Raw genomic sequence first — 20,836 nt, 5'->3', positions numbered from 1 at the left:
ATAATAAAATGGCTAAACCATTAATTTTAGTTTCCAACGACGATGGCATAACTGCGCCGGGGATACACATGCTTGTGAAAGTGGCAAAGAAGATAGGGGATGTAGTAGTTGTAGCCCCGGATAGTCCGCAATCTGGTATGGGGCATGCTATTACCATTGGTAATACCTTGCGTTTAGATAAATCAATTGCTTTAGAAGACCTGGATGTGGAAGCGTACGAATGCTCCGGTACACCAGCTGACTGTGTAAAACTGGCTAAATTTCATGTGTTAAAAGACAGAAGGCCTGACCTTGTGGTAAGCGGCATCAACCATGGTTCGAACTCCAGCATTAGTGTTCTCTACTCCGGTACTATGTCAGCAGCTATTGAGGGAGCTATTGAGGGTTTTCCTGCTATTGGGTTTTCACTTTGCGACTATGGGCATGATGCTGACTTTTCCCATACCGAAGAGTTTGTAGAGCAGATTATTCGCCAGGCTATTGAGAACGGGATACCTGAAAATGTTGCACTCAATGTAAACTTTCCTAAAAAGAGCAGCGAGAAGATAAAAGGAATAAAAATTTGCCGGCAGGCACATGCTAAGTGGCAGGAGGAGTTCGACGAGCGCCTGGATCCTAATAATCGCCGCTATTTTTGGATGACAGGCAGCTTTGTGAATTTTGATAAAGGAGAGGACACAGATGAGTGGGCTTTGGTAAATAATTACGTTTCTGTAGTGCCTTGCCAGTTCGATATGACAGCGCACCATGCAGTTGCAAGGCTAAACAACGAGTGGGAGTTTTAGAAATAGAAATTGTACCTGTTAAACAACAAAGCCACTGCTTTAGCTGTGGCTTTGTTGTTATTCTTACTGCTGATTGACATATTTTATGATCATGATGTGCCATTGCTATTCTTCTTTCATTGCAAACCTGATAGGCAAAGTATACTGTACGCGTACTAGTTCGCCAGCTTGCTTACCTGCTTTCCAGTTTCCACTCATTTGTTTTACCACGCGTTTAGCTTCTTGGTCTGTTTCAGGGCTAAGGCTCTTTAGAGTAGCAATGTCTGAAACGGTGCCATCTTTTTCTACAACAAAGCTTACTATGGTAAGCCCTTCAACTCCTGCGTTTCTTGCCGCTTCAGGGTATTTGATATTAGTGCCTAAAAAGTTTAACATGGCTTCTTCACCTCCTCTAAACTCAGGCATCTGTTCTACAAAGGTGTAAGGTTTTGACCCAACAGATTCATTAAGAGTAGCCTGTTGCTCCTCTTGTTGTTTGACAGCTACTGCTGCAGACTCTTCATCTTTAGAACAGGAAACAAAGGTTAAACTAAGAGCTAAAAATGAAACCGGTAATAAAATTTTGTTTGAAACAGGCTTTTTCATAAGTATTGATCTTTTAATTGTTAAAAAAATATAGGCAATAAATATCCTGCTCAGCTTCTATGCTGAGTGGTTTTGTACTTTGCAAGTATAAACTAGGGTGCTAAGGTTCTTTTATTGCGAACCTAATTGGGAGAGTATATCTAACAGGTACAGGGTTCCCGTTTTGTTTGTCAGCAAGCCATCTTCCGTTCATTAGCTCCACTACACGCATGGCTTCTTCGTCAGTGCCCATGCCTAGGCTTTTTAATACCTGAATGTCACTTATGGATCCGTCTTTTTTTACAATAAAGCTAAGCACGATTAAACCCTCAGTACCTTTATCCTGCGCTTCTGCAGGGTAGTGAATGTTCTGCCCCAGGAACTTTAGCATCTCCTGTTCCCCTCCTTTAAACTGTGGCATCTGCTCTACATAAGAGTAAGCATTTTCCTTTTTGTAAGCAGGTGTTCTTTTCTCTGCTTTATCGTTGGCTATAGGCGTTTTGTCTGTGCTTTTATTTTGAAAGACTGGCACTCGTTCAGAAGAGGTTGCTTTGGCAGGGGCTGGTATTGTCGGAGTGCCTTGCGCTACTGCTGTTTTATGAGGCGTGGAGGCTATTTTAGATGCTATACCGGTTGTTACCTGCTGTGCCGAAAAGATAAACAGAAGTATCAGCAAAAGCGGCAGTGTAAGAAGTGGCCTTAACCAACCAGACTGTTTCCCATGTTGCTGTAACATGTGCAGGCGTTTAATTACCTGAGGCTTTTGAAAATAGCTACCAACAGGCAAACCCATTTCAAATAGTATTTTTTTAGAGAGAATAGAACTATATTCCTTTGGCTTATACTGTTTCATTACCTGCTCGTCTGCCTGGTACTCATGTACATTCCTGATCTCTGTTTTAAGAAGCCAGATAACTGGGTTAAACCATAATGCAACAGTTAGAAGTTCATAGTACAGTATATCAATAGTATGATGAAACTGCACATGTGCGGTTTCATGAGCGAGTACCTGCTTTTTTTCCTGAGGAGTTAGCTGCTCTTCGTCTCCTAAAAAGATACTATCCAGATAAGCAAAAGTAGGTAAATTGCCTCTGTGCCTGTATACATTCACTGTTCCTGAAAGTGATTCAATTAGGCTTGCTTGAGACTTTAGCTTTCTGACTTTCCAGACCTGCTTCATTAACCTGAACAGATAGAAAGCAGTTACTGCTAAATAAATGACTTTCGCTATAACAATGGGAGTAAGGTAAACCAGTGCATCAGTTGAGCCAGAGAAGGCATTGGACGTTACTGCTAATTCTGGTAGTTGTATAGCTTTCAATGTTTCCGCTACAGCTAAGTCTGGTGCTAAGCCTAAGTGCCATTTAACCAACGGGAATGCTAAAGCAAGAGGCGGAGCTAATAGTAAGTAAAGCCGGTTAAACTTAAAGTGGGTTTGGTTTCGGAGCAGTGCATAATAAAATATGTATAACACCAGCAGGCATAAACAATATTTAATGCAGTAATTAATTATCTGTTCCATCTTTTAGATCCTCCTCATCTAAGGTGTTCTTTACATGCCGCATCAGTTGGTCAAGTTCCTGCACATTCAGGTTGTTGTCTTTAGCAAAGAAGGATACCAGTTTCTCGAACGATCCTCCAAAGTAGCCGCTCATAAAGTTCTTCAGGAAGTAGCTCTTGTATTGATCCTGTGGTACGACTGGATAGTATTGGTGCGATTTACCAAATGCTTCATGACCTACAAAACCTTTGTTTTCCAGAATCCGCACAATGGTAGAGACGGTGTTATAAGCTGGTTTAGGCTCCGGTAGCTTTTCCAGTATGTCGCGAACAAAACCTTGCTCCAGTTTCCAGAGTACTTGCATAATTTCTTCTTCTGCTTTAGTTAGTTCTTTCATGTACAGGTATGGAGTGTCTGTGTATCGAATATATAACTAAATACTTAGTTTTGAAACTAAAAGTTTAGTTTATTTTAGTGTGAAATAAAAAAGGCTCCTTTTCAGGAGCCTTTTAAAACTAATTAGTTAATTGCTTAGTAACCCTGATTCTGCTGTATATTAGGGTTAGCATAGATTTCACGTTGTGGAATTGGGAATACTAGCTTAGGTGAACTGTATGGTAGTGTTCCTATACTCTGTTCTGTTCGTTTTGCATCATGAAAGAAGCTTCCCACTTCAAAAGCTAATTCTAGCTCTCTTTGTTTTAAAACATCCTGCACTGTTACAGTTGTAGCAGGTGATAGGTTTGCTCTTGTTCTAATCTTATTAATATCATTCAGGGGAGTATCTCCAATAGTTGTACCTAATCTAAGATTGGATTCGGCACGTGTCAAGTAAAGTTCAGCGAGTCTGATTACTTTAATGTTTCCATACATGTTGTCAAATTTGCTCGTCCTTGTTGAGCCGGCATCATCGTAGTAAACAGAAGTACGTTCATCACCTTCTTCATATTGCGCAATAAAGCTTGACTTTATTTCAATGTCTCCTCGTCCTCCGTTATCTGATGATGCATAGAACTCATTTAAGCTGTTAGAACCCTGTTGTGGTGTAACTTGAAAAGCAAAAATGTCTTCTAAAGTGTTATCTACGTGTACTGCACCTGGATATGGAAATTCATCGGCAAAGTTATCAACTAGTTGATATTTCTCAGAGTTGATAACAGTTGTTGCTTCATTAGCAGCATTTTGGTAATCTCCTTGCTGTAAATATACCCTCGACAGAATTGCAGAAGCAGCATAGCTGTTAGCATAAAAGCTATTAGAAGCTGGAAGTTTTACTTTAGCATCTGTTAAATCTGCTAACACCTGCTGATATACAGCCACAACAGTAGCTCTTGAGACATATGATTCTTCATCAATTACTGATGTTGGAGTTAGTACCAAAGGCACTCCAAGATTAGTGGCTGGGTCACCATCATTCCAGGCTTTTCCGTACAGTCTTACTAAATCAAAGTATATAAGACCACGTAAAAACTTTGCCTCACCTTCAACGCGGTCACGATCTTCTGTATCAACCTTATCTATAGAACCAAGCACATTGTTAAGCAAGTTAATGGCTTCATATGCACTAATCCATAAGTTAGAAACAAAGGTATTATTTGTGGGGATACTCTGGCTATAAATTTGAGTTAAGCCAGTATACGTTCCTCCCCAAGCAATAGCACTTTGACCGGCTAACAAATCCGGTTCTAAAAAAATACGACCTCCATATAGGTCGCTAACCCCTAGGCGATTATAAGCACCTATTAAAGCACTTTTTACATCCTGAGAAGTAAGAAGTGCCTCACTTTGCTCAATAGTATTAGCTGGGCTAAGGTCAAGTTTTTCGTCACAAGCATTTAAAGTAGCAGTTAAGCCTACTCCTAATAATGCAATATATATTCTGTTTAATAATTTCATTTATAGAATTTTTTAATCTTAAAAGCCAACATTAACGCCAAATGTGATCGTACGAGGTTGTGGAGCTGAATAAAAATCCACTCCAAGATTGATATTGGAAGCTTGATAATCAGCATTAACTTCTGGATCCCAACCTTTGTAACCTGTAACCATGAATAAGTTATAAGCATTCATGAACAACCTGGCTTTTTGCATTTTAAATTTGCTTATCAAGTTCTTAGGAAGGTTGTATCCAAAAGAAAACGTTTTTAAGCGTACATAGTCTCCATCAGATAAATAACGGCTTGAGGCTGCTGTACCGTTTCCGTACCACAGTCTTGGCTCAGGAACATCAGTTATATCTCCTGGTTGATTCCAATAATTTATTTGATCAGCTGTCTGATTATCAAAACCATTGCTGCCGTTGGCACTCATATATTGGCCTCCTCCGTTGTAAATCTTGTTACCGGCAACAGCTTGAAAAGTAAATGAAAGGTCAAATCCTTTGTAAGCAAAGTTGTTAGTTAAACCTCCAGTAAATGTTGGAGTTGGGTTTCCCAATATAACATTTTCTGCCTCATTGTAATCACTCGTAGTGGCACGATTGATTGTTCCATCAGAGTTTTCGGTGTTAAGATAATACAAAGCATCACCGTTGGCTGGATCAACTCCTGCATATTCTTTACCGAAGAATACTCCAATTGGCTGACCTTCAATTACACGATTCAAGTCGTTAGTGCCTAGCACCTGACCTTGTATATCTGTAACTCTGTTTTTATTATAGGCTGCGTTAAAGCTTGTAGACCATCTGAACTCACCAATAAAGTTTTCAGAATTCAAAGTGAGTTCATACCCTTGGTTGTACAGCTTTCCTAAGTTTTGAAGTTGTGTAGCAAAACCAGATGTAGCTGGTACGTTTACGTTTAAAAGTAAATCTCTTGTATTCTTTCTGTAATAATCAAATGATCCTGTTAAACGGTCATTCAAGAAGCCAAAGTCCACGCCAAAGTCTAATTGAGCTGTTGATTCCCATTTTAAATCAGGATTTGCGATTTGTGTGATACGTTGTCCTGCAACTCCATTATAACCTGCATCGCCCGAGAATAAGCCAAGAGATGCAAAGTTGTTTATCTGCCCATCTGTTAATATATCAGCGTTTCCTGTTAAACCATAACTTGCTCTTACTTTTAAATTAGTTAAGACATTTATGTCCTGAAAGAAATCTTCTTCTGATATAATCCAACCTACTGAACCTGCAGGGAAGAATCCATAACGGTTTTCGCTACCAAAACGAGAAGAACCATCTACTCTTGCACTGGCAGTTAAAAGATACTTGTTTTTGAAAATATAATTAGCCCTACCAAAGTATGATAAGAAGCTATATTGTGTTTCTCTAGATGACCCCTCTGATATTAAAGCCGCAGAAGATATTTGTCTATACGCATCAGATGGGAATTGCTGGCCTTGTACAAGGTTTGAATTCGTTTTAGAATACTGGTAGCTCATACCAGCTGTAACATCTAAAGAATGGTCATCATTAAAGATGTTCTTGTAAGAGAAGTAATTGTTAGTGTTGTAGTTGAGGACTTGTGTATAGCCATCCTCGCTAAATCCATTCTGAGTACCAGTATTTCTGAAAGTTAACTGACCATAGTAGCTATTCTCATTCTGGTTTAGCTGATCTAGACCAAACTCACTACGGAAAGAAAGGCTTTCTGATAGTTTTAACTGTCCATAAATGTTGCCAATAGTGCGGTACACATTTGTCTGGTAAGAAGCATTGTCAACACTTAACAGAGGGTTATAGTACACAGGATAAGTTGATGCTTCACCTGGTAGGCTTCCGCTTAATAAACCGGTTCTGGGATCTATAATTGGTGTAATTGGTGACAAGGCAACAATCTGAATAGGGGTTGAGAAAGCATTGTCATTTGCTACACGATCATTCTGGGTATTGGCAAAGCTTAAGTTCATGCCAATGTTTAAAATGTTATTAACTTTATTGTCTAAGTTAATGCGGCCAGAATACCTTTTAAAAGCGTTACCTACTATTATACCTGTTTGATCTAAATATTGACCACTAATATAGTAAGTGGTTTTATCGTTACCTCCAGAAAAGTTTAGATCATATTGTGCCTGAGACGCACTTTGGAATGCTTCACGTTCCCAGTTAGTGTTTACCGCTCCTGTTAACCAATCTTCGTTACCAGCAGAGTAGCGAGTTAGACGGCCGTTTACATAACTGGTATAATAGTCTTGTGCCTCTTCGAGAGTTTCAAAATAACCAGCTGCAAAATCCTGAACGGCAGCACCTTGGCCAGCACGTTGCATGGTCTGTACGTATTGCTCAGCATTCATGAAATCTCTATGACGGGATGGCTCGCTAGTACCCCATTGTGCTGTGAAATTAACCCTTGAAGCGCCGGATTTACCTTTTTTTGTTGTGATAATCACAACTCCATTTGAAGCTCTTGCTCCATAAATTGCTGCTGCAGAAGCGTCTTTTAAAACTTCTATAGACTCAACATCATTAAAATTTATGTCAGCAAGAGGGTTAGTACCTGCTGAAGTCCCTGATAAGTTTTCTGAAGTAATTGGGATTCCGTCTACTACGTATAATGGCTGGCTACTTGCCGATAATGAAGAGGTGCCTCTAACGCGTACCTGAATGCCCTGCCCAAGTTTACCGTTGTTAGATTGAATAAATACACCGGCAGCTTTTCCTTGTATAGCTTGTTCAACAGAAGTAACAGGAGTTTCAGCTATATCTTTTGATGACAAAGATGCTGTAGAACCTGTTATAGTTTGCTTACTTTGTGTGCCATAGCCTACAACAACAACCTCGTCTAGAACTTTTTGGTCTGTTTCTAATTGTGCATTAACTGTTGATCTATTATTTACAGGTATTTCTAGAGTTGACATACCAATAAACCTGAATACTAGGACCGAATTAGGACTAACAGTAAGCTGGTATTCCCCATTTAAACCAGTTGTTGTTCCATTAGTGGAGCCTTTTTCCAGTACTGTAACACCTGGTAAAGCTGAACCGTCAGATGCAGCTGTTACCTTTCCAGTCACAGTTTGAGTTTGTGCCAGTACACTATTGATTAGCGTAAAGACAAGAAGTAAACTCATTGATAAATGTTTCTTCATGTGTTGGATAAATTAGTTAGATTAGATAGTATTAAAAAACTTGGTATTTTAAAAAATGTAACCATAAAGATACTTGCCAATTTTCATATTTTAAAATATTTTGTTTGGTTGATGATTAACTTGTAAAATAAAGCTCTTCTTCTTGGCCGGATTCCTGTAAACCTGACCTTATTCTTACATTCAATTATTTATAACTCTACAAGGAACAAGGCTCTCACAGTTCATTGAAGATATATTAAATTTGATCAGAAAGCCTTAGCAGTCGTTGGGTGAAAGGAAAGTTTTATGTCCAATGCCAGCTCTTTTCTCTTCAGAATTATAATCAGCTATAAGCTACTGTGTCGAATTGTGTTGGAAAGGTATCTTTTGTCCACTAGACTCTATATGTATGTGGGAAGAACATCCAAACAACATCACGTTTTTCTATGGTACTGTAGAGGCTTAAGTCTTTCTTGATTTCCTCTGCACCTACTACAGTAAATCTTTAAACACAGTCAATTTCAACGTTTCCCACTCCGGCTTAAGAATACTGTAGTAAATCGTATCACGACGGCGGCCATCCTGCATAAGAGTGTGGTTTCTGAGAACACCTTCTTCCGTAGCGCCAATTTTAAGTATCGCCTTGCGTGAGCGGGTGTTTAATACATCGGTTTTTAGTTCTACCCGTTCAAACTGCAGCACTTCAAAGGCGTACTGAAGTAGTAGAAACTTGCATTGCCGGTTTAAGCCACTGCCTTGGTAGCTTCTCCCAAGCCAGGTCCAGCCAATTTCAAGTCGACTGTCACGTACTGAAATATTCCCATAACTGGTGCTGCCAGCCAACTTGCCAGTGGTTTTATCAACAACCACAAAAGTGTAACGCTTCTGCTGCTGCCGATCCTGAACAGCTGCTTTTCCCCATGTATCTAACTCTTCCATGTTAGAAATGCGGTTGGTCATGTAGTGCCAGATATTTTCATCAAAAGCTAAGCTCTTTAACTGCTCCAGGTCTTTTGGTGAAAAAGGACGAAGCTGGACAAGGTTATTTCCAAGCACAATATCTGAGCTAAAGTTTATAGAAGGAAAGTTCATGCTAATTGTTAAACTGAATTTTTCATTTGAAACTTAGGCAGAATCAAGGTAAAAACAAACCTTTTATGTAGCCGTATGCGGGAGAATTACTCTTTTGGGAACTGGCTCAAAAAATATATAGGTATTTTTTTCTATAGTGAATCAGCAGCATCTACAACCCTCTGCGCTTGTCCTACGTTCAACCTAACATTTATGGATTTTAAATTTAATATATATAAATAAAATAAAGGCTTAACGTATACGTGCATCATTTAAAAGACAGAAAGGCGGTTATTTCAGGAGGAGGAGCAGGCATTGGACAAGCTGTAGCAAGTAGTTTAGCAGCACAGGGAGTGCGTACAGCTGTTGCTGATGTACAACTGCCTGAAATTATGCAGGAGAACATACATGCTTTTAAATGTGATGTAAGTTCTGGCCCTTCCATAGACTCTCTTTTTGCCAATGTGCAGGAAAGTATAGGAAGCCCAGACATGCTTATTTGCTGCGCAGGGCGTGGCATACACGAAAAGCTTACGGAAGGAGACCCTGAAAAGTGGCGGCAGATTATCGACGTTAACCTGATGGGAGCTCTGCGTATGGTCAGAGCTTTTGTACCGGGTATGCTGGAGGCTGGCTTTGGCGATGTGGTGTTTATCTCTTCTGTTTCAGCTGGGCAAGCCTATCCTTATGGCGGTATATATGCCGCTACTAAATCAGCTTTGGAGATAGTCGCTGAAACACTGCGGCAGGAAGTGCTACCAACGGTGCGGGTATCAGTTGTCGCTCCGGGGGTAACTAACACAGCTTTCTTTGAAAACACAGTTTCTGGCTCTCAATCAGTGGAGAGTATAGGTTATGGTTTTATATCTCCTGAAGAGGTGGCGGAGGCGGTTTTATATGCCTTGGCGCGCCCTAAAGGTGTGTCGGTAAACTATATGACGGTGCGCCCGACAGGGCAGCCCTTTTAGTTGCTGAGAGATAAAGTTATTGAATAATATATAGCAGAGTGACGTTTTCATTCGGTTATGCAAAATAAAATCAATTAGAAAAGAGTAAACTATGAAACAGAAAGTTCTAATAACAGGTGGTGCAGGCTTTATAGGGTCACACCTGGCCGATGAACTACTTAGCCAGGGATATGAGGTAAGAGCACTGGACAACCTGTCGGAGCAAGTACATGGTAAAGGTTGTGTGCGTCCGGAGTACCTGCATGATGATGTGGAGTTGGTGGTTGGTGATGTTCGTAACCGTGAAGATGTGGAGAAAGCGTTGGAAGGTGTTGATGCTGTGTTCCATTTTGCTGCGATGGTAGGTGTTGGCCAGAGCATGTATGAAATAAAGGAGTATACTGATGTTAATAATATTGGTACTACTGTACTACTGGAGGCGCTGATTAAGAAGCCAGTGAAAAAGCTGGTGGTAGCAAGTAGTATGAGTATCTATGGCGAAGGGATGTATAAAAATGCTGCCGGAGAAAAAGTAACTGTTAACGAGCGGGGGCTGGAGCAGCTGAAGTCTGCTGACTGGGAACTGTATGATGAGCAGCAACAACAGTTAATTCCTGTAGCTACGCCAGAGTCTAAGATACCTTGTCTTTCTTCTGTTTATGCGCTTTCTAAGTATGATCAGGAGCGTCTTTGTCTGATGGTAGGGCGGGCATACAATATTCCGACAGTGGCTATGCGTTTCTTTAACGTATATGGTACACGTCAGGCGCTTTCGAACCCGTACACAGGAGTGCTGGCCATTTTTGCTTCACGTTTGCTGAACAATAATGCTCCCATGATTTTTGAAGACGGAAACCAGCAGCGTGACTTTGTGCATGTGCGTGATGTTGCTTTGGCCTGCCGCTTAGCTATGGAGAAAGAAGAGGCTAACGGTAAAGTGTTCAACGTAGGCAGTGGTAATAACTATACCATCAGCGAAATTGCAGAACGCCTGGCTACTGTAATGGACAAACTGCACCTGATGCCGGAGATTACGGGTAAGTACAGAGTGGGTGATATTCGCCATTGCTATGCAGATATAACGCTTGCAAACCAAGTGCTGGGCTTTTACCCGCAGGTAGAGTTTAACAGCGGTTTAGAAGAACTGGCAAACTGGCTGGAAGGGCAAATTGCTTACGACCGTGTAAGTGAAGCTAGTGCTGAGCTGGCAGCCCGCGGACTGACTGTATAAGCGCAGCACAAGCATTTTGTCTCCAATCGATAAGTATCTTCACGAATGAAAATAGAGAAAAGCATGAATAAAAAATCGTCTCAACCCACTGTTGGGCTAGTTGAGTGGTTTAGACCAGGTGAATATGAGCATGTACAACAAGTATTGTCTGACTTAAAAGAACTTGGAATTACCGAACTGCGCACAGGTGTATCATGGGCCGATTATTACACAGGTGCAGGTAAAGAGTGGTACAACTGGCTGATTCCTACGTTGGCAAAAGAGGTAAACGTACTACCTTGCTTTTTGTACACGCCACCATCTATTGCTGAGCGCCCCAAAACATCAGCTCCCCCTAAAGATCTTAAAGCTTATGCTGATTTTCTGGATGTGATTATCACTGACCTTGGGGCGCACTTTGAATGGGTAGAACTCTGGAATGAGCCTAATAATAAGGTTGAATATGATTTTACCCTGGATTATGGTTGGTTTAAGTTTGCCGAGATGGTAGGCGGAGCCGCTCACTGGTGCAAAAAGCGGGGTAAAAAAACTCTGTTGGGTGGTATGAGCCCTATCGACCCTAATTTTCTGCGTGCCATGTTTGAGCGGGGCGTAATGCAGTATATAGATGCTGTAGGCATACATGGTTTCCCGTATGTTTTCGACCAGATGTGGGACAGTTGGGAAGACAGTATAAGGCCAATCAGGGAGATACTTAAAGAAAACAATTCTTCTGCAGAGCTCTGGATAACAGAGGCCGGCTTTTCTACCTGGCAGTATGATGAGTTTAAGCAGTTACAGGAGTTTAAAGAGGCACTGCATGCAGATGCTTCGCGTGTTTACTGGTATGGACTTCGTGACCTGAATGCTAACCTACCTACCGTGGCAGGCTTTCACCTCGATGACCGTGAATACCACTTTGGGTTGAAACGTGCTGATGGTACTTCCAAATTGCTATACAGACTATGGGAATCTCATGGGCTGGCAGAGTTAAGCAATCTTGACTTTATAAAACGTACTATTGATATTACAAATACTTCCGACAAAGAGCCTTATACATTGATAACAGGTGGTGCTGGTTTTGTGGGTACTAACTTGGCCAAAAGACTCTTGGAAGAAGGTAAACGTGTGCTGGTATTCGATAACCTCTCCAGAAATGGAGTAGAGCGTAACCTGCAGTGGCTGCACGATACCTATGGTGACAAACTGGAAGTATACATAGGTGATATTCGTGACCTGCAGACAGTGCGCAAAGTAGTGAAGCATGCAGAAGCTGTGTTCCATTTTGCAGCACAGGTAGCAGTTACAACTTCTCTTGATTTGCCTATCAACGATTTTGAGATAAACGCACGTGGCATTATCAATTTACTGGAAGCCATTCGTGAGCAGGATAATCCGCCTCCATTAGTCTTTACTTCCACCAATAAAGTATATGGTGGTTTAGAGGACCTGGAGTTCGTTTCCAATGGTTCCCGTTATTATCCTGCCGATAAAACAATAAAGGCAAACGGTATCGGCGAAGCCAGACCACTAGACTTTCATAGCCCCTATGGTTGCTCTAAGGGTGCTGCTGATCAGTATGTTATCGATTATGCGCGTACATATAACCTGCCGGCAGTTGTGTTCCGTATGAGCTGCATCTATGGCCCGCACCAGTATGGTAACGAAGACCAGGGCTGGGTAGCGCATTTTGCCATCAGAGCTATAGAAGGTAAGCCAGTTAATATTTATGGCGATGGTAAGCAGGTAAGAGACATACTTTTTGTAGAAGACCTGGTGGATGCTTTCCTGACGGCACAGAAGTACATGCCTGAAATTTCCGGTCAGGCCTTTAATATAGGTGGTGGCCCTGATAACACGGTAAGCTTGCTGGAGCTTCTTAAGACAATAGGCCGGTATCGTGGTGAGGACATTGATTTAAGCTTTGGCGACTGGCGCCCTGGAGATCAGCACTACTATGTTTCCGATATTGCTAAGTTCAGGAAAGCGACAGGCTGGTATCCCAAACATAATGTAGAAGAAGGTGTAGCAAAGCTTTACCGATGGCTCTGTGAAAGCCGCGGAATAGAAGCACCCCTTGCCTCCCTCAAAGTAAAAGAAGAATCCATTAAAAAAGTAGCAGTAGTATAATGCAAGACACCCTTATCTCTGATTCCCCAACTGTAGCGAATACAAAGGATACTACCATGAAAGCGGCTGTGCTTACAGCTCCAAAAACAGTAGAAGTACAGGAAATAAATTTACCTGCGCCGCAGGCAGGGCAGGTACGCCTGAAACTGGAAGGTTGTGGCTTATGTGCTTCCAACATACCTGTGTGGGAAGGGCGTGAGTGGTTTACTTATCCTGTTGATGCTGGTAATCCTGGTCATGAAGGGTGGGGAGTAGTAGATGCTGTAGGAGAAGGTGTAGAAAATGTGAAGGCTGGTGATCGTGTGGCGGCACTGTCTTATCATTCTTATGCGGAGTATGATATTGCGGATGCTGATAAAGTAGTAAAGCTGCCCAATACATTGGCTGCTAAGCCTTTTCCGGGAGAGCCATTGGGCTGTGCCATGAATATCTTTAAGCGCAGTGATATTTCTGGAGGGCAAACGGTTGCTGTACTTGGTGTAGGTTTCCTGGGAGCTTTACTGATACAGCTAGCAAAAAATACTGGCGCAAAAGTTATAGCCATATCTCAGCGCGATTTTTCTCTGGAAATAGCCAAAGAATGTGGTGCTGATGAAGTGGTGAAGATGGATGATCATTGGGAAATTATTAACCATGTCAGTCAGCTGACCGGCGGTAAGTTCTGCGAGCGTGTGATAGAGTGCACAGGCAAAGAGTGGCCACTGAACCTGGCGGGAGAGCTTACAGCAGAGCGTGGCAAACTTGTTATAGCCGGGTTTCACCAGGATGGTATGCGACAAGTTAATGTGCAACTTTGGAACTGGCGAGGCTTGGATGTTATAAATGCACATGAACGTGATCCGCAGGAGTACATAAAAGGTATACAGGCAGCAGTTAAAGCCGTAGAAGAGGGCTTGATGAATCCTGATTTGCTGTATACCCACTCCTATACTTTAGACGATATACAAAATGCTTTCCATAACCTGACCAACCGCCCTGACGGTTTTGTAAAAGCTCTTATTTCTTTCTAATCATGCAAGAGACAATTATTGATGATAAGCCGATAACCACAGCTTCTTCTTCAACTAAACCTAAATTAGGCTTTCTGGGTGTTGGCTGGATTGGCCGTAACCGCATGGAAGTAATAGCCTGCCACGAGGCCGGAGAAGTTGCTTGTATTGCAGATCCTGCTCCCCAAAATGCAGAAGAAGCTTTAAAAAGTGCGCCAGCCGCAAAGCAGGTTACCTCTTTAGAAGGCATCATAAATGAACCGGAAGTGGATGGTGTTGTTATTGCCACTCCAAGTGCCCTTCATGCAGCACAAAGCATACAAGCTTTAGAGGCAGGCAAGTCTGTCTTCTGCCAAAAACCATTAGGCAGAACTGCTTCTGAGACAAAAGCAGTGGTAGAAGCTGCCAGAAAAAACAACAAATTACTAGGTGTAGACCTATCTTACCGCTACACGGCTGCCATGCAGCAGGTGTACAAGGTCGTACAATCTGGCGAACTGGGGCAGATCTATGCTATTGAACTTGTTTTTCATAATGCATATGGCCCCGACAAAGCTTGGTTCTACGATCCAAAACTATCCGGTGGAGGCTGCGTGATAGACTTAGGCGTACATTTGATAGATTTGGCCTTATGGTCTATGAACTTCCCTGCAGTAGAAAACGTAAGCAGCCATCTCTTCTCGAAGGGAAAACCTGTAAACGTAGCAGATGAAGAAGTCGAAGATTACGCGAATGCAAGTGTAACACTGGCAACGGGTACACACATGCAATTGAGCTGTTCCTGGAACCTTCCTGCAGGACAGGAAGCTGTAATCAGCGCTGTGTTTTACGGTACACAAGGGGGTGTTGCTCTTAAGAATGTAAACGGCTCCTTTTATGACTTTGTGGCCGAACGTTATTATGGTACTCGAGCTGAAGTATTAACATCTCCGCCAGACGATTGGTCGGGTAGAGCAGGAGTAGACTGGGCAGAACGCTTGTCAAAGGGTGAAAGCTTTAACGAGGAAGCAGAAGAGTTTGTGAAAGTGGCTGAAGTTTTAGACAGAATTTATAAGAGATAACATATATGGAAGTACATCATCCTTCAAAAATATTAATGACAGCAGACACCGTAGGTGGTGTCTGGACTTATACCTTAGAGTTGGTGCGTGCCTTAGAACCATTTGGCACCAAAGTGCATCTGGCAACAATGGGAGCACCTCTAAGCGAAAGTCAGTGGGAGCAGGTTGAAGGAATAAGCAATTTAACCATTTATGAAAGCAACTATAAGCTGGAGTGGATGGAGAACCCTTGGGAAGATGTAGAGAAAGCCGGACAGTGGTTGTTACAGTTAAAAGAAGAGATACAGCCGGAACTGGTGCATCTTAACAATATGACGCATGGCAGTCTTAACTGGGGAGTACCTGTAACAGTGGTTGTTCATTCCTGCGTTATGTCGTGGTGGCGGGCTGTTAAAGGCGAAGATGCTCCGAAGGAGTGGAATAAGTACCAGGAAATGGTAAAGCAGGGTTTGCAGGCTGCTGATATGGTAGTGGCCCCTACACAAGCCATGATGCGACAAGCTGAGGAATTATACGGGCCATTTAAACAGAGTACTGTTATCTACAACGGGCGTGGTCAGTATGGTTTTCAGTTTGGCAAAAAAGAGCCTTTTGTTTTCAGTATGGGCCGTGTTTGGGATGAGGCAAAAAATATTTCTATGCTAGCTCATATTGCTTCTGAACTTCCTTGGCCAGTTTATATTGCCGGTGATGAAGTGCATCCGGCTACAGGTAAAGCAGTTGAGTTGGAAAACGTACACTTTCTGGGGCAGCTCTCAGAAAAAGAAGTTTCAGAATGGCTATCCAGAGCCTCTATATATGCTCTGCCCGCCAAGTATGAGCCATTTGGATTAACTATTCTGGAAGCAGCAATGTCGGGTTGTGCGCTGGTTGTAGGTAATACAGAAAGCCTGACTGAAGTATGGGGTAATGCGGCCCGATACATTGCTCCTGGCAATGCAGACGAGCTTCGTGATACAATCTTGAGATTAATTGAGGATGAGTTTAGCCTTAATATTATGGCCTGCCGTGCCGTAAAACGCTCACATGGCTATACTTCTGACCCAATGGCACAGGATTACGATCATTTATATCGGTTGATCATGAAAAAAGAAGTACAATCTGAAGAAAAAGATGTTATTAAATTGTAATTATTCTTTTTTTATTTATATTTAAACCACAGCAAAAACTTGTAAGTGGTTGATTATTGTCAATCACTATTTTTATTTAAGCGAGAAAACTCAATGAATATTACTCTTTTCTACCACTCAATACTTTCTGACTGGAACCACGGAAACGCTCACTTCTTACGTGGCGTTGTGCGGGAGCTTGAGGAGAGGGGCCACCAGGTAAAAGTATATGAGCCAAAGGACGGCTGGAGCTTACAAAACCTGATTGAGGGATATGGTGAGGGGAAACTGGAAGAGCTGAAAACCTATTATCCGAATGTCAGTACTAACTTTTACACACTGGATACCTTAGATCTTGATAAAGAACTGAAAGGTGCAGACTTGGTACTGGTACACGAATGGAGTGAGCATGAACTGGTAAAGCGGGTAGGGGAACACAGCAAAGAAAGTGACTATAAGCTACTATTTCACGATACACATCATCGCGCTATAACAGAGCGTGAAAGCATGGCCAAGTACGACCTTAGTAACTACGATGGTGTACTTGCATTCGGACAGGTAATACGTGACCTGTACCTGAAAGAGGGGTGGACTGAAAAAGCCTGGACCTGGCATGAAGCGGCGGATACTTCTGTGTTTTACCCGCATGAGCGTAAGCCCTATGAGGGAGACCTGGTTTGGATCGGTAACTGGGGCGATGAGGAAAGAACAGCTGAATTGCATGAGTTTCTGATCAACCCTGTGAAAGAGCTGGGCTTAAAAGCTAAGATATATGGTGTTCGGTATCCGGAACACGCCAGAAAAGCTTTAGCCGATGCCGGAATAGAATATGGTGGATGGCTGCCAAATTATAAAGCTGCTGAAGAATTTGCGAAACATAAAGTAACAGTACACGTACCACGCAGACCTTATGTGGAGGCGCTGCCAGGTATACCTACTATTCGTCCGTTTGAGGCAATGGCTTGTGGTATTCCGCTTATCTCCTCCCCGTGGGATGATGCTGAGAATCTTTTCACACCAGGCGAGGACTTTCTGGTAGCCCGTACTGGAGAAGAAATGAAAAAACATTTGCAAACCATACTTTCAGACGCTGATAAAGCAAAGGAACTGGCGGAGCATGGCCTGCAAACAATAAATAACCGACACACATGCGCTCATCGTGTAGATGAGCTGGAGAAAGTTTGTGAAGAGCTAGGTATAGACTCTTCTAAAATTTATCTCGTACAAAAAGAACAAGTTCTGCATGAAGAATAATAAACTTGATATTGCTTTCTTTGGTTCAAGCCTTGTTTCTGCTTACTGGAACGGAGCAGCAACATATTATCGTGGTATAATCAGAGCGCTGAACGAGCGCGGCCATAAGGTCACTTTTTATGAGCCCGATGCTTATGATCGTCAACAGAACAGGGATATACCAGATCCAGACTGGGCCAAAGTAGTTGTTTACGAAGCTACGGAAGAGGCCGTGTATGCCTGCTTAGAAAAAGCAGCAGCGGCTGACATGGTGGTAAAAGCCAGTGGTGTGGGTGTTTTTGATGAATTGCTGGAGCGTGAAGTGCTGAAATTACAGACCGATGAGCGCCTAGTGGTGTTTTGGGATGTGGATGCACCAGCCACACTTGATCGGGTACATAATAATGCCGAAGATCAGTTCCTGCAATTGATTCCGCAGTACGACATGATTCTGACGTATGGCGGTGGAGACCCCGTAGTAAATGCATATAAGACATTGGGAGCTAAGAAGTGTGTGCCCATTTATAACGCACTGGATACTGCCACACATTTTCCTGTTGCCTCTGATACACGTTTCGAATGTGATCTGGCTTTTTTGGGCAATCGATTGCCTGACCGTGAAGCACGTGTAGAGGACTTCTTTCTGAAGCCTGCAACGGCAACACCGGGTAAGACATTTATGATAGGGGGCAGTGGCTGGGGCGATAAGCCGATGAGTGAAAACGTAAAGTACATTGGCCACGTTTATACAAAAGACCACAATGCTTTTAACTGCACTCCAAAAGCCGTTCTTAACATAAGCCGTGAAAGTATGGCCCGTTACGGTTTTTCTCCTGCTACACGCGTGTTTGAAGCAGCGGGAGCTGGTGCCTGTATCATAACAGATTACTGGGAGGGGATAGACTTATTCTTTGAGCCCGGAAAGGAAATTATGGTAGCTAAAACGGGAGACGATGTAGTGGCTATACTTGCAGAGCTGACAGAGGAGAACGCAAAGGCAATTGGCGAGGCAGCCTATAGGAAAGTTCTTTCGGCCCATACCTATAGCCATAGAGCAGAGCAATTAGAAACGTTATTATATGCAAAAGTGAAACAACAAAAGGAGGCAGTAGCATGAATATAGTAATTATTGGTCTTTCGATCACATCATCCTGGGGCAATGGCCACGCCACTACCTATCGCGGTTTGGTTCGCGAGCTAAATAAAGTTGGTCATAATGTGTTGTTTTTGGAGAGAGATGTGGCGTGGTATGCCGGCAACCGTGACTTACCTAACCCACAGTTTTGCAAAACCGAACTTTATGTTTCATTGGAAGACCTAGAAAACCGATTTACAGAACATGTTCGTGAAGCGGATATGGTTATAGTAGGGTCTTATGTACCCGATGGCGTGCAGGTTGGAAAGTGGGTTATTAAAACTGCAAAAGGCATCAAAGCCTTTTATGATATTGACACACCGGTAACACTGGCAAAACTGGAGCGCCAGGATTATGAGTACCTTAACCCTACGCTGATTCCTCAGTATGATCTGTACCTGTCGTTTACTGGCGGTCCTACACTCGATCTGCTGGAACAAAAATATGGCTCACCAATGGCTCGCCCTTTATATTGTGCTGTTGATCAGGAGCTGTACTTTCCGGAGTACCAGGAAACAGTATGGGACTTAGGTTATCTGGGTACTTATTCGGAAGATCGCCAGCCTCCATTAGAGAAATTAATGCTTGATGCTGCAAGACAGTGGGACAGAGGACGCTTTGTAGTGGTTGGGCCTCAATATCCGAAAGAGATACAATGGCCTGCTAACACAGCCTATTCAGAGCATTTGCCTCCATTGGAACACCGTCGGTTCTATAACAGCCAGCGCTATACGTTAAATGTTACCCGTGCTGATATGGTTAAGGCTGGTTACTCACCAAGTGTGCGTCTGTTTGAAGCTGCAGCCTGTGGCACACCAATAATCTCAGACTATTGGGATGGCCTTGAAACTATCTTTGAGCTGGATAAGGAAATTTTAGTTGCTAAATCAGCTAAAGATACCTTATGCTATCTGCGGGAAATGTGTAAATCTCAACGTAAATCTATAGGTGAGCTTGCTCGCCAAAAGGTACTTTCTAAGCATACAGCCGCACACCGTGCACAGGAACTGGAGAGTTATGCGCACGAGCTGATGACAATAAACAACGATTCTTTATCAACAGCTGATGGAGAAGGAACTGCTGTTAAAAGCTTTATTTCCTAATACTTAAAAAAAGTTGCGTTGGTTAAGTTACTGAGCTAAAGTACCAGTAACTTAACCAACGCAACTTTTTTTTACGATTAACGATTAACCGAAAATACATATACTTATTACATTATTTACGCATTATAATTAATGGATATACAGCAGGAGATAGAACAGCTTGGGCCATGGTTTCATAACTTACATTTACCGGGAGGAGAGCAGACAGCACCTAACCACAGGTTAGGAAACTTCCCTTCTTTTAAGTGGCAGGAGTTAGAAAACAGTATTCCAACGGATTTATCAGGATGGAATGTGCTGGATATAGGTTGTAACGCTGGTTTTTACTCTATAGAGCTTGCTAAGCGAGGTGCTAATGTATTAGGTATTGATGTAGATCCTCATTATCTGACACAGGCGATGTGGGCGGCAAAACAGTTTGGGCTTGATGACAAGATTGAGTTTAAACAAATGCAGGTATATGATGTAGCACGCCTTGACCGTCAGTTTGACCTGATCTGGTACATGGGAGTGCTTTATCACTTGCGTTACCCATTGCTTTCGCTGGACATACTGTCTCAGAAGACAAGAAAGATGATGGTGTTTCAAACGCTAACTATGCCAGGAGAGGAAAATAAAGCTACCCCGGAGGATATTGGCATACATGATAGAGTGCACATGCTGGAGAATAGTTGGCCTAAAATGGCTTTCATTGAAAAAAAGATGGCTGGTGACCTGACCAATTGGTGGGCTCCGAACCACGCCTGCATCGAAGCAATGATGCGTTCCTGCGGCTTAAAAGTTACCAGTCGCCCCGGGCATGAAATTTATATTTGTGAGGTTGATGAAGAACTTAGACAGCATCAGCAATGGAACCAGTCAGAGTATCTTTCTGCTGTAGGCTTAGACTGGCAGGAGGCTGTTCAGGAAAAAGTTGGCAGTAAAAACGAATATATGGTATCAGAATCAGACGATAAAAAATAAATTCTCACCTTAAATAATGCTGCCACGC

17 protein-coding genes are annotated in these 20,836 nt (G+C 42.5%); 11 read left to right on the top strand and 6 right to left on the bottom strand.

All coding sequences use genetic code 11. The features are described 5' to 3' along the window. Positions 1 to 8 precede the first annotated feature (8 nt). Positions 9 to 785: a 5'/3'-nucleotidase SurE gene (gene surE, locus LN995_RS03750; RefSeq protein WP_229958511.1), complete on the top strand. Its 777-nt coding sequence runs from the start codon at positions 9 to 11 to the stop codon at positions 783 to 785. A 105-nt stretch (positions 786 to 890) separates the two neighbouring features. Here the strand turns inward: surE and LN995_RS03745 are convergent, their stop codons facing one another. The 6 genes from LN995_RS03745 to LN995_RS03720 form a co-directional block, all read right to left on the bottom strand. After that, positions 891 to 1,370 carry an energy transducer TonB gene (locus LN995_RS03745; protein ID WP_229958510.1) on the bottom strand — a complete coding sequence of 160 codons (480 nt, stop codon included), beginning with the start codon at positions 1,368 to 1,370 and terminating at the stop codon, positions 891 to 893. A gap of 100 nt (positions 1,371 to 1,470) precedes the next feature. Continuing rightward, positions 1,471 to 2,823, bottom strand: coding sequence for a TonB family protein (locus LN995_RS03740; protein WP_229958508.1), 1,353 nt, complete (start codon positions 2,821 to 2,823; stop codon positions 1,471 to 1,473). Between the two features lie 31 nt (positions 2,824 to 2,854). Continuing rightward, a complete protein-coding gene (locus LN995_RS03735; protein WP_229958506.1) occupies positions 2,855 to 3,247 on the bottom strand; it encodes a BlaI/MecI/CopY family transcriptional regulator in 393 nt (130 codons plus the stop codon). A 134-nt stretch (positions 3,248 to 3,381) separates the two neighbouring features. Next, positions 3,382 to 4,746, bottom strand: coding sequence for a RagB/SusD family nutrient uptake outer membrane protein (locus LN995_RS03730; protein ID WP_229958504.1), 1,365 nt, complete (start codon positions 4,744 to 4,746; stop codon positions 3,382 to 3,384). A gap of 18 nt (positions 4,747 to 4,764) precedes the next feature. Next, the gene (locus LN995_RS03725) at positions 4,765 to 7,860 is read right to left on the bottom strand and encodes a SusC/RagA family TonB-linked outer membrane protein (protein ID WP_229958502.1); all 3,096 of its coding nucleotides are present in this window, start codon (positions 7,858 to 7,860) and stop codon (positions 4,765 to 4,767) included. A gap of 489 nt (positions 7,861 to 8,349) precedes the next feature. Continuing rightward, the gene (locus LN995_RS03720) at positions 8,350 to 8,949 is read right to left on the bottom strand and encodes a GNAT family N-acetyltransferase (RefSeq protein WP_229958500.1); all 600 of its coding nucleotides are present in this window, start codon (positions 8,947 to 8,949) and stop codon (positions 8,350 to 8,352) included. Between the two features lie 242 nt (positions 8,950 to 9,191). Between LN995_RS03720 and LN995_RS03715 the strand changes: the two genes are divergently transcribed. From LN995_RS03715 to LN995_RS03670, 10 genes are all read left to right on the top strand, one after another. Continuing rightward, positions 9,192 to 9,896: an SDR family oxidoreductase gene (locus LN995_RS03715; RefSeq protein WP_229958498.1), complete on the top strand. Its 705-nt coding sequence runs from the start codon at positions 9,192 to 9,194 to the stop codon at positions 9,894 to 9,896. A gap of 91 nt (positions 9,897 to 9,987) precedes the next feature. Beyond that, positions 9,988 to 11,106 carry an SDR family NAD(P)-dependent oxidoreductase gene (locus tag LN995_RS03710; RefSeq protein WP_229958495.1) on the top strand — a complete coding sequence of 373 codons (1,119 nt, stop codon included), beginning with the start codon at positions 9,988 to 9,990 and terminating at the stop codon, positions 11,104 to 11,106. A gap of 63 nt (positions 11,107 to 11,169) precedes the next feature. Further along, positions 11,170 to 13,215, top strand: coding sequence for an SDR family NAD(P)-dependent oxidoreductase (locus LN995_RS03705; RefSeq protein WP_229958493.1), 2,046 nt, complete (start codon positions 11,170 to 11,172; stop codon positions 13,213 to 13,215). Continuing rightward, on the top strand, positions 13,215 to 14,225 hold the full coding sequence (locus LN995_RS03700) for an MDR/zinc-dependent alcohol dehydrogenase-like family protein (protein WP_229958491.1): 1,011 nt from the start codon (positions 13,215 to 13,217) through the stop codon (positions 14,223 to 14,225). The genes LN995_RS03705 and LN995_RS03700 overlap by 1 nt, the downstream gene beginning before the upstream one ends. A 2-nt stretch (positions 14,226 to 14,227) precedes the next feature. Beyond that, entirely contained in the window at positions 14,228 to 15,265 is a 1,038-nt protein-coding gene (locus LN995_RS03695; protein WP_229958489.1) for a Gfo/Idh/MocA family protein, read from the top strand. A 5-nt stretch (positions 15,266 to 15,270) separates the two neighbouring features. Next, entirely contained in the window at positions 15,271 to 16,395 is a 1,125-nt protein-coding gene (locus LN995_RS03690) for a glycosyltransferase family 4 protein (protein ID WP_229958486.1), read from the top strand. Between the two features lie 93 nt (positions 16,396 to 16,488). Continuing rightward, complete coding sequence (locus tag LN995_RS03685) at positions 16,489 to 17,628, top strand: CgeB family protein (protein WP_229958484.1); 1,140 nt, start codon at positions 16,489 to 16,491, stop codon at positions 17,626 to 17,628. After that, entirely contained in the window at positions 17,618 to 18,724 is a 1,107-nt protein-coding gene (locus LN995_RS03680; protein WP_229958482.1) for a CgeB family protein, read from the top strand. The genes LN995_RS03685 and LN995_RS03680 overlap by 11 nt, the downstream gene beginning before the upstream one ends. After that, positions 18,721 to 19,845, top strand: coding sequence for a CgeB family protein (locus LN995_RS03675; RefSeq protein WP_229958481.1), 1,125 nt, complete (start codon positions 18,721 to 18,723; stop codon positions 19,843 to 19,845). Before LN995_RS03680 ends, LN995_RS03675 begins: the two co-directional genes overlap by 4 nt. A gap of 132 nt (positions 19,846 to 19,977) precedes the next feature. Continuing rightward, positions 19,978 to 20,808: a TIGR04290 family methyltransferase gene (locus LN995_RS03670; RefSeq protein WP_229958479.1), complete on the top strand. Its 831-nt coding sequence runs from the start codon at positions 19,978 to 19,980 to the stop codon at positions 20,806 to 20,808. The last annotated feature ends 28 nt before the right edge of the window (positions 20,809 to 20,836 follow it).

The organism is Pontibacter silvestris, from assembly GCF_020907275.1.
Taxonomy (GTDB): domain Bacteria; phylum Bacteroidota; class Bacteroidia; order Cytophagales; family Hymenobacteraceae; genus Pontibacter; species Pontibacter silvestris.
Note: the sequence above shows the minus strand (reverse complement) of the source record. Positions and strands in the feature narration are given on the sequence as shown.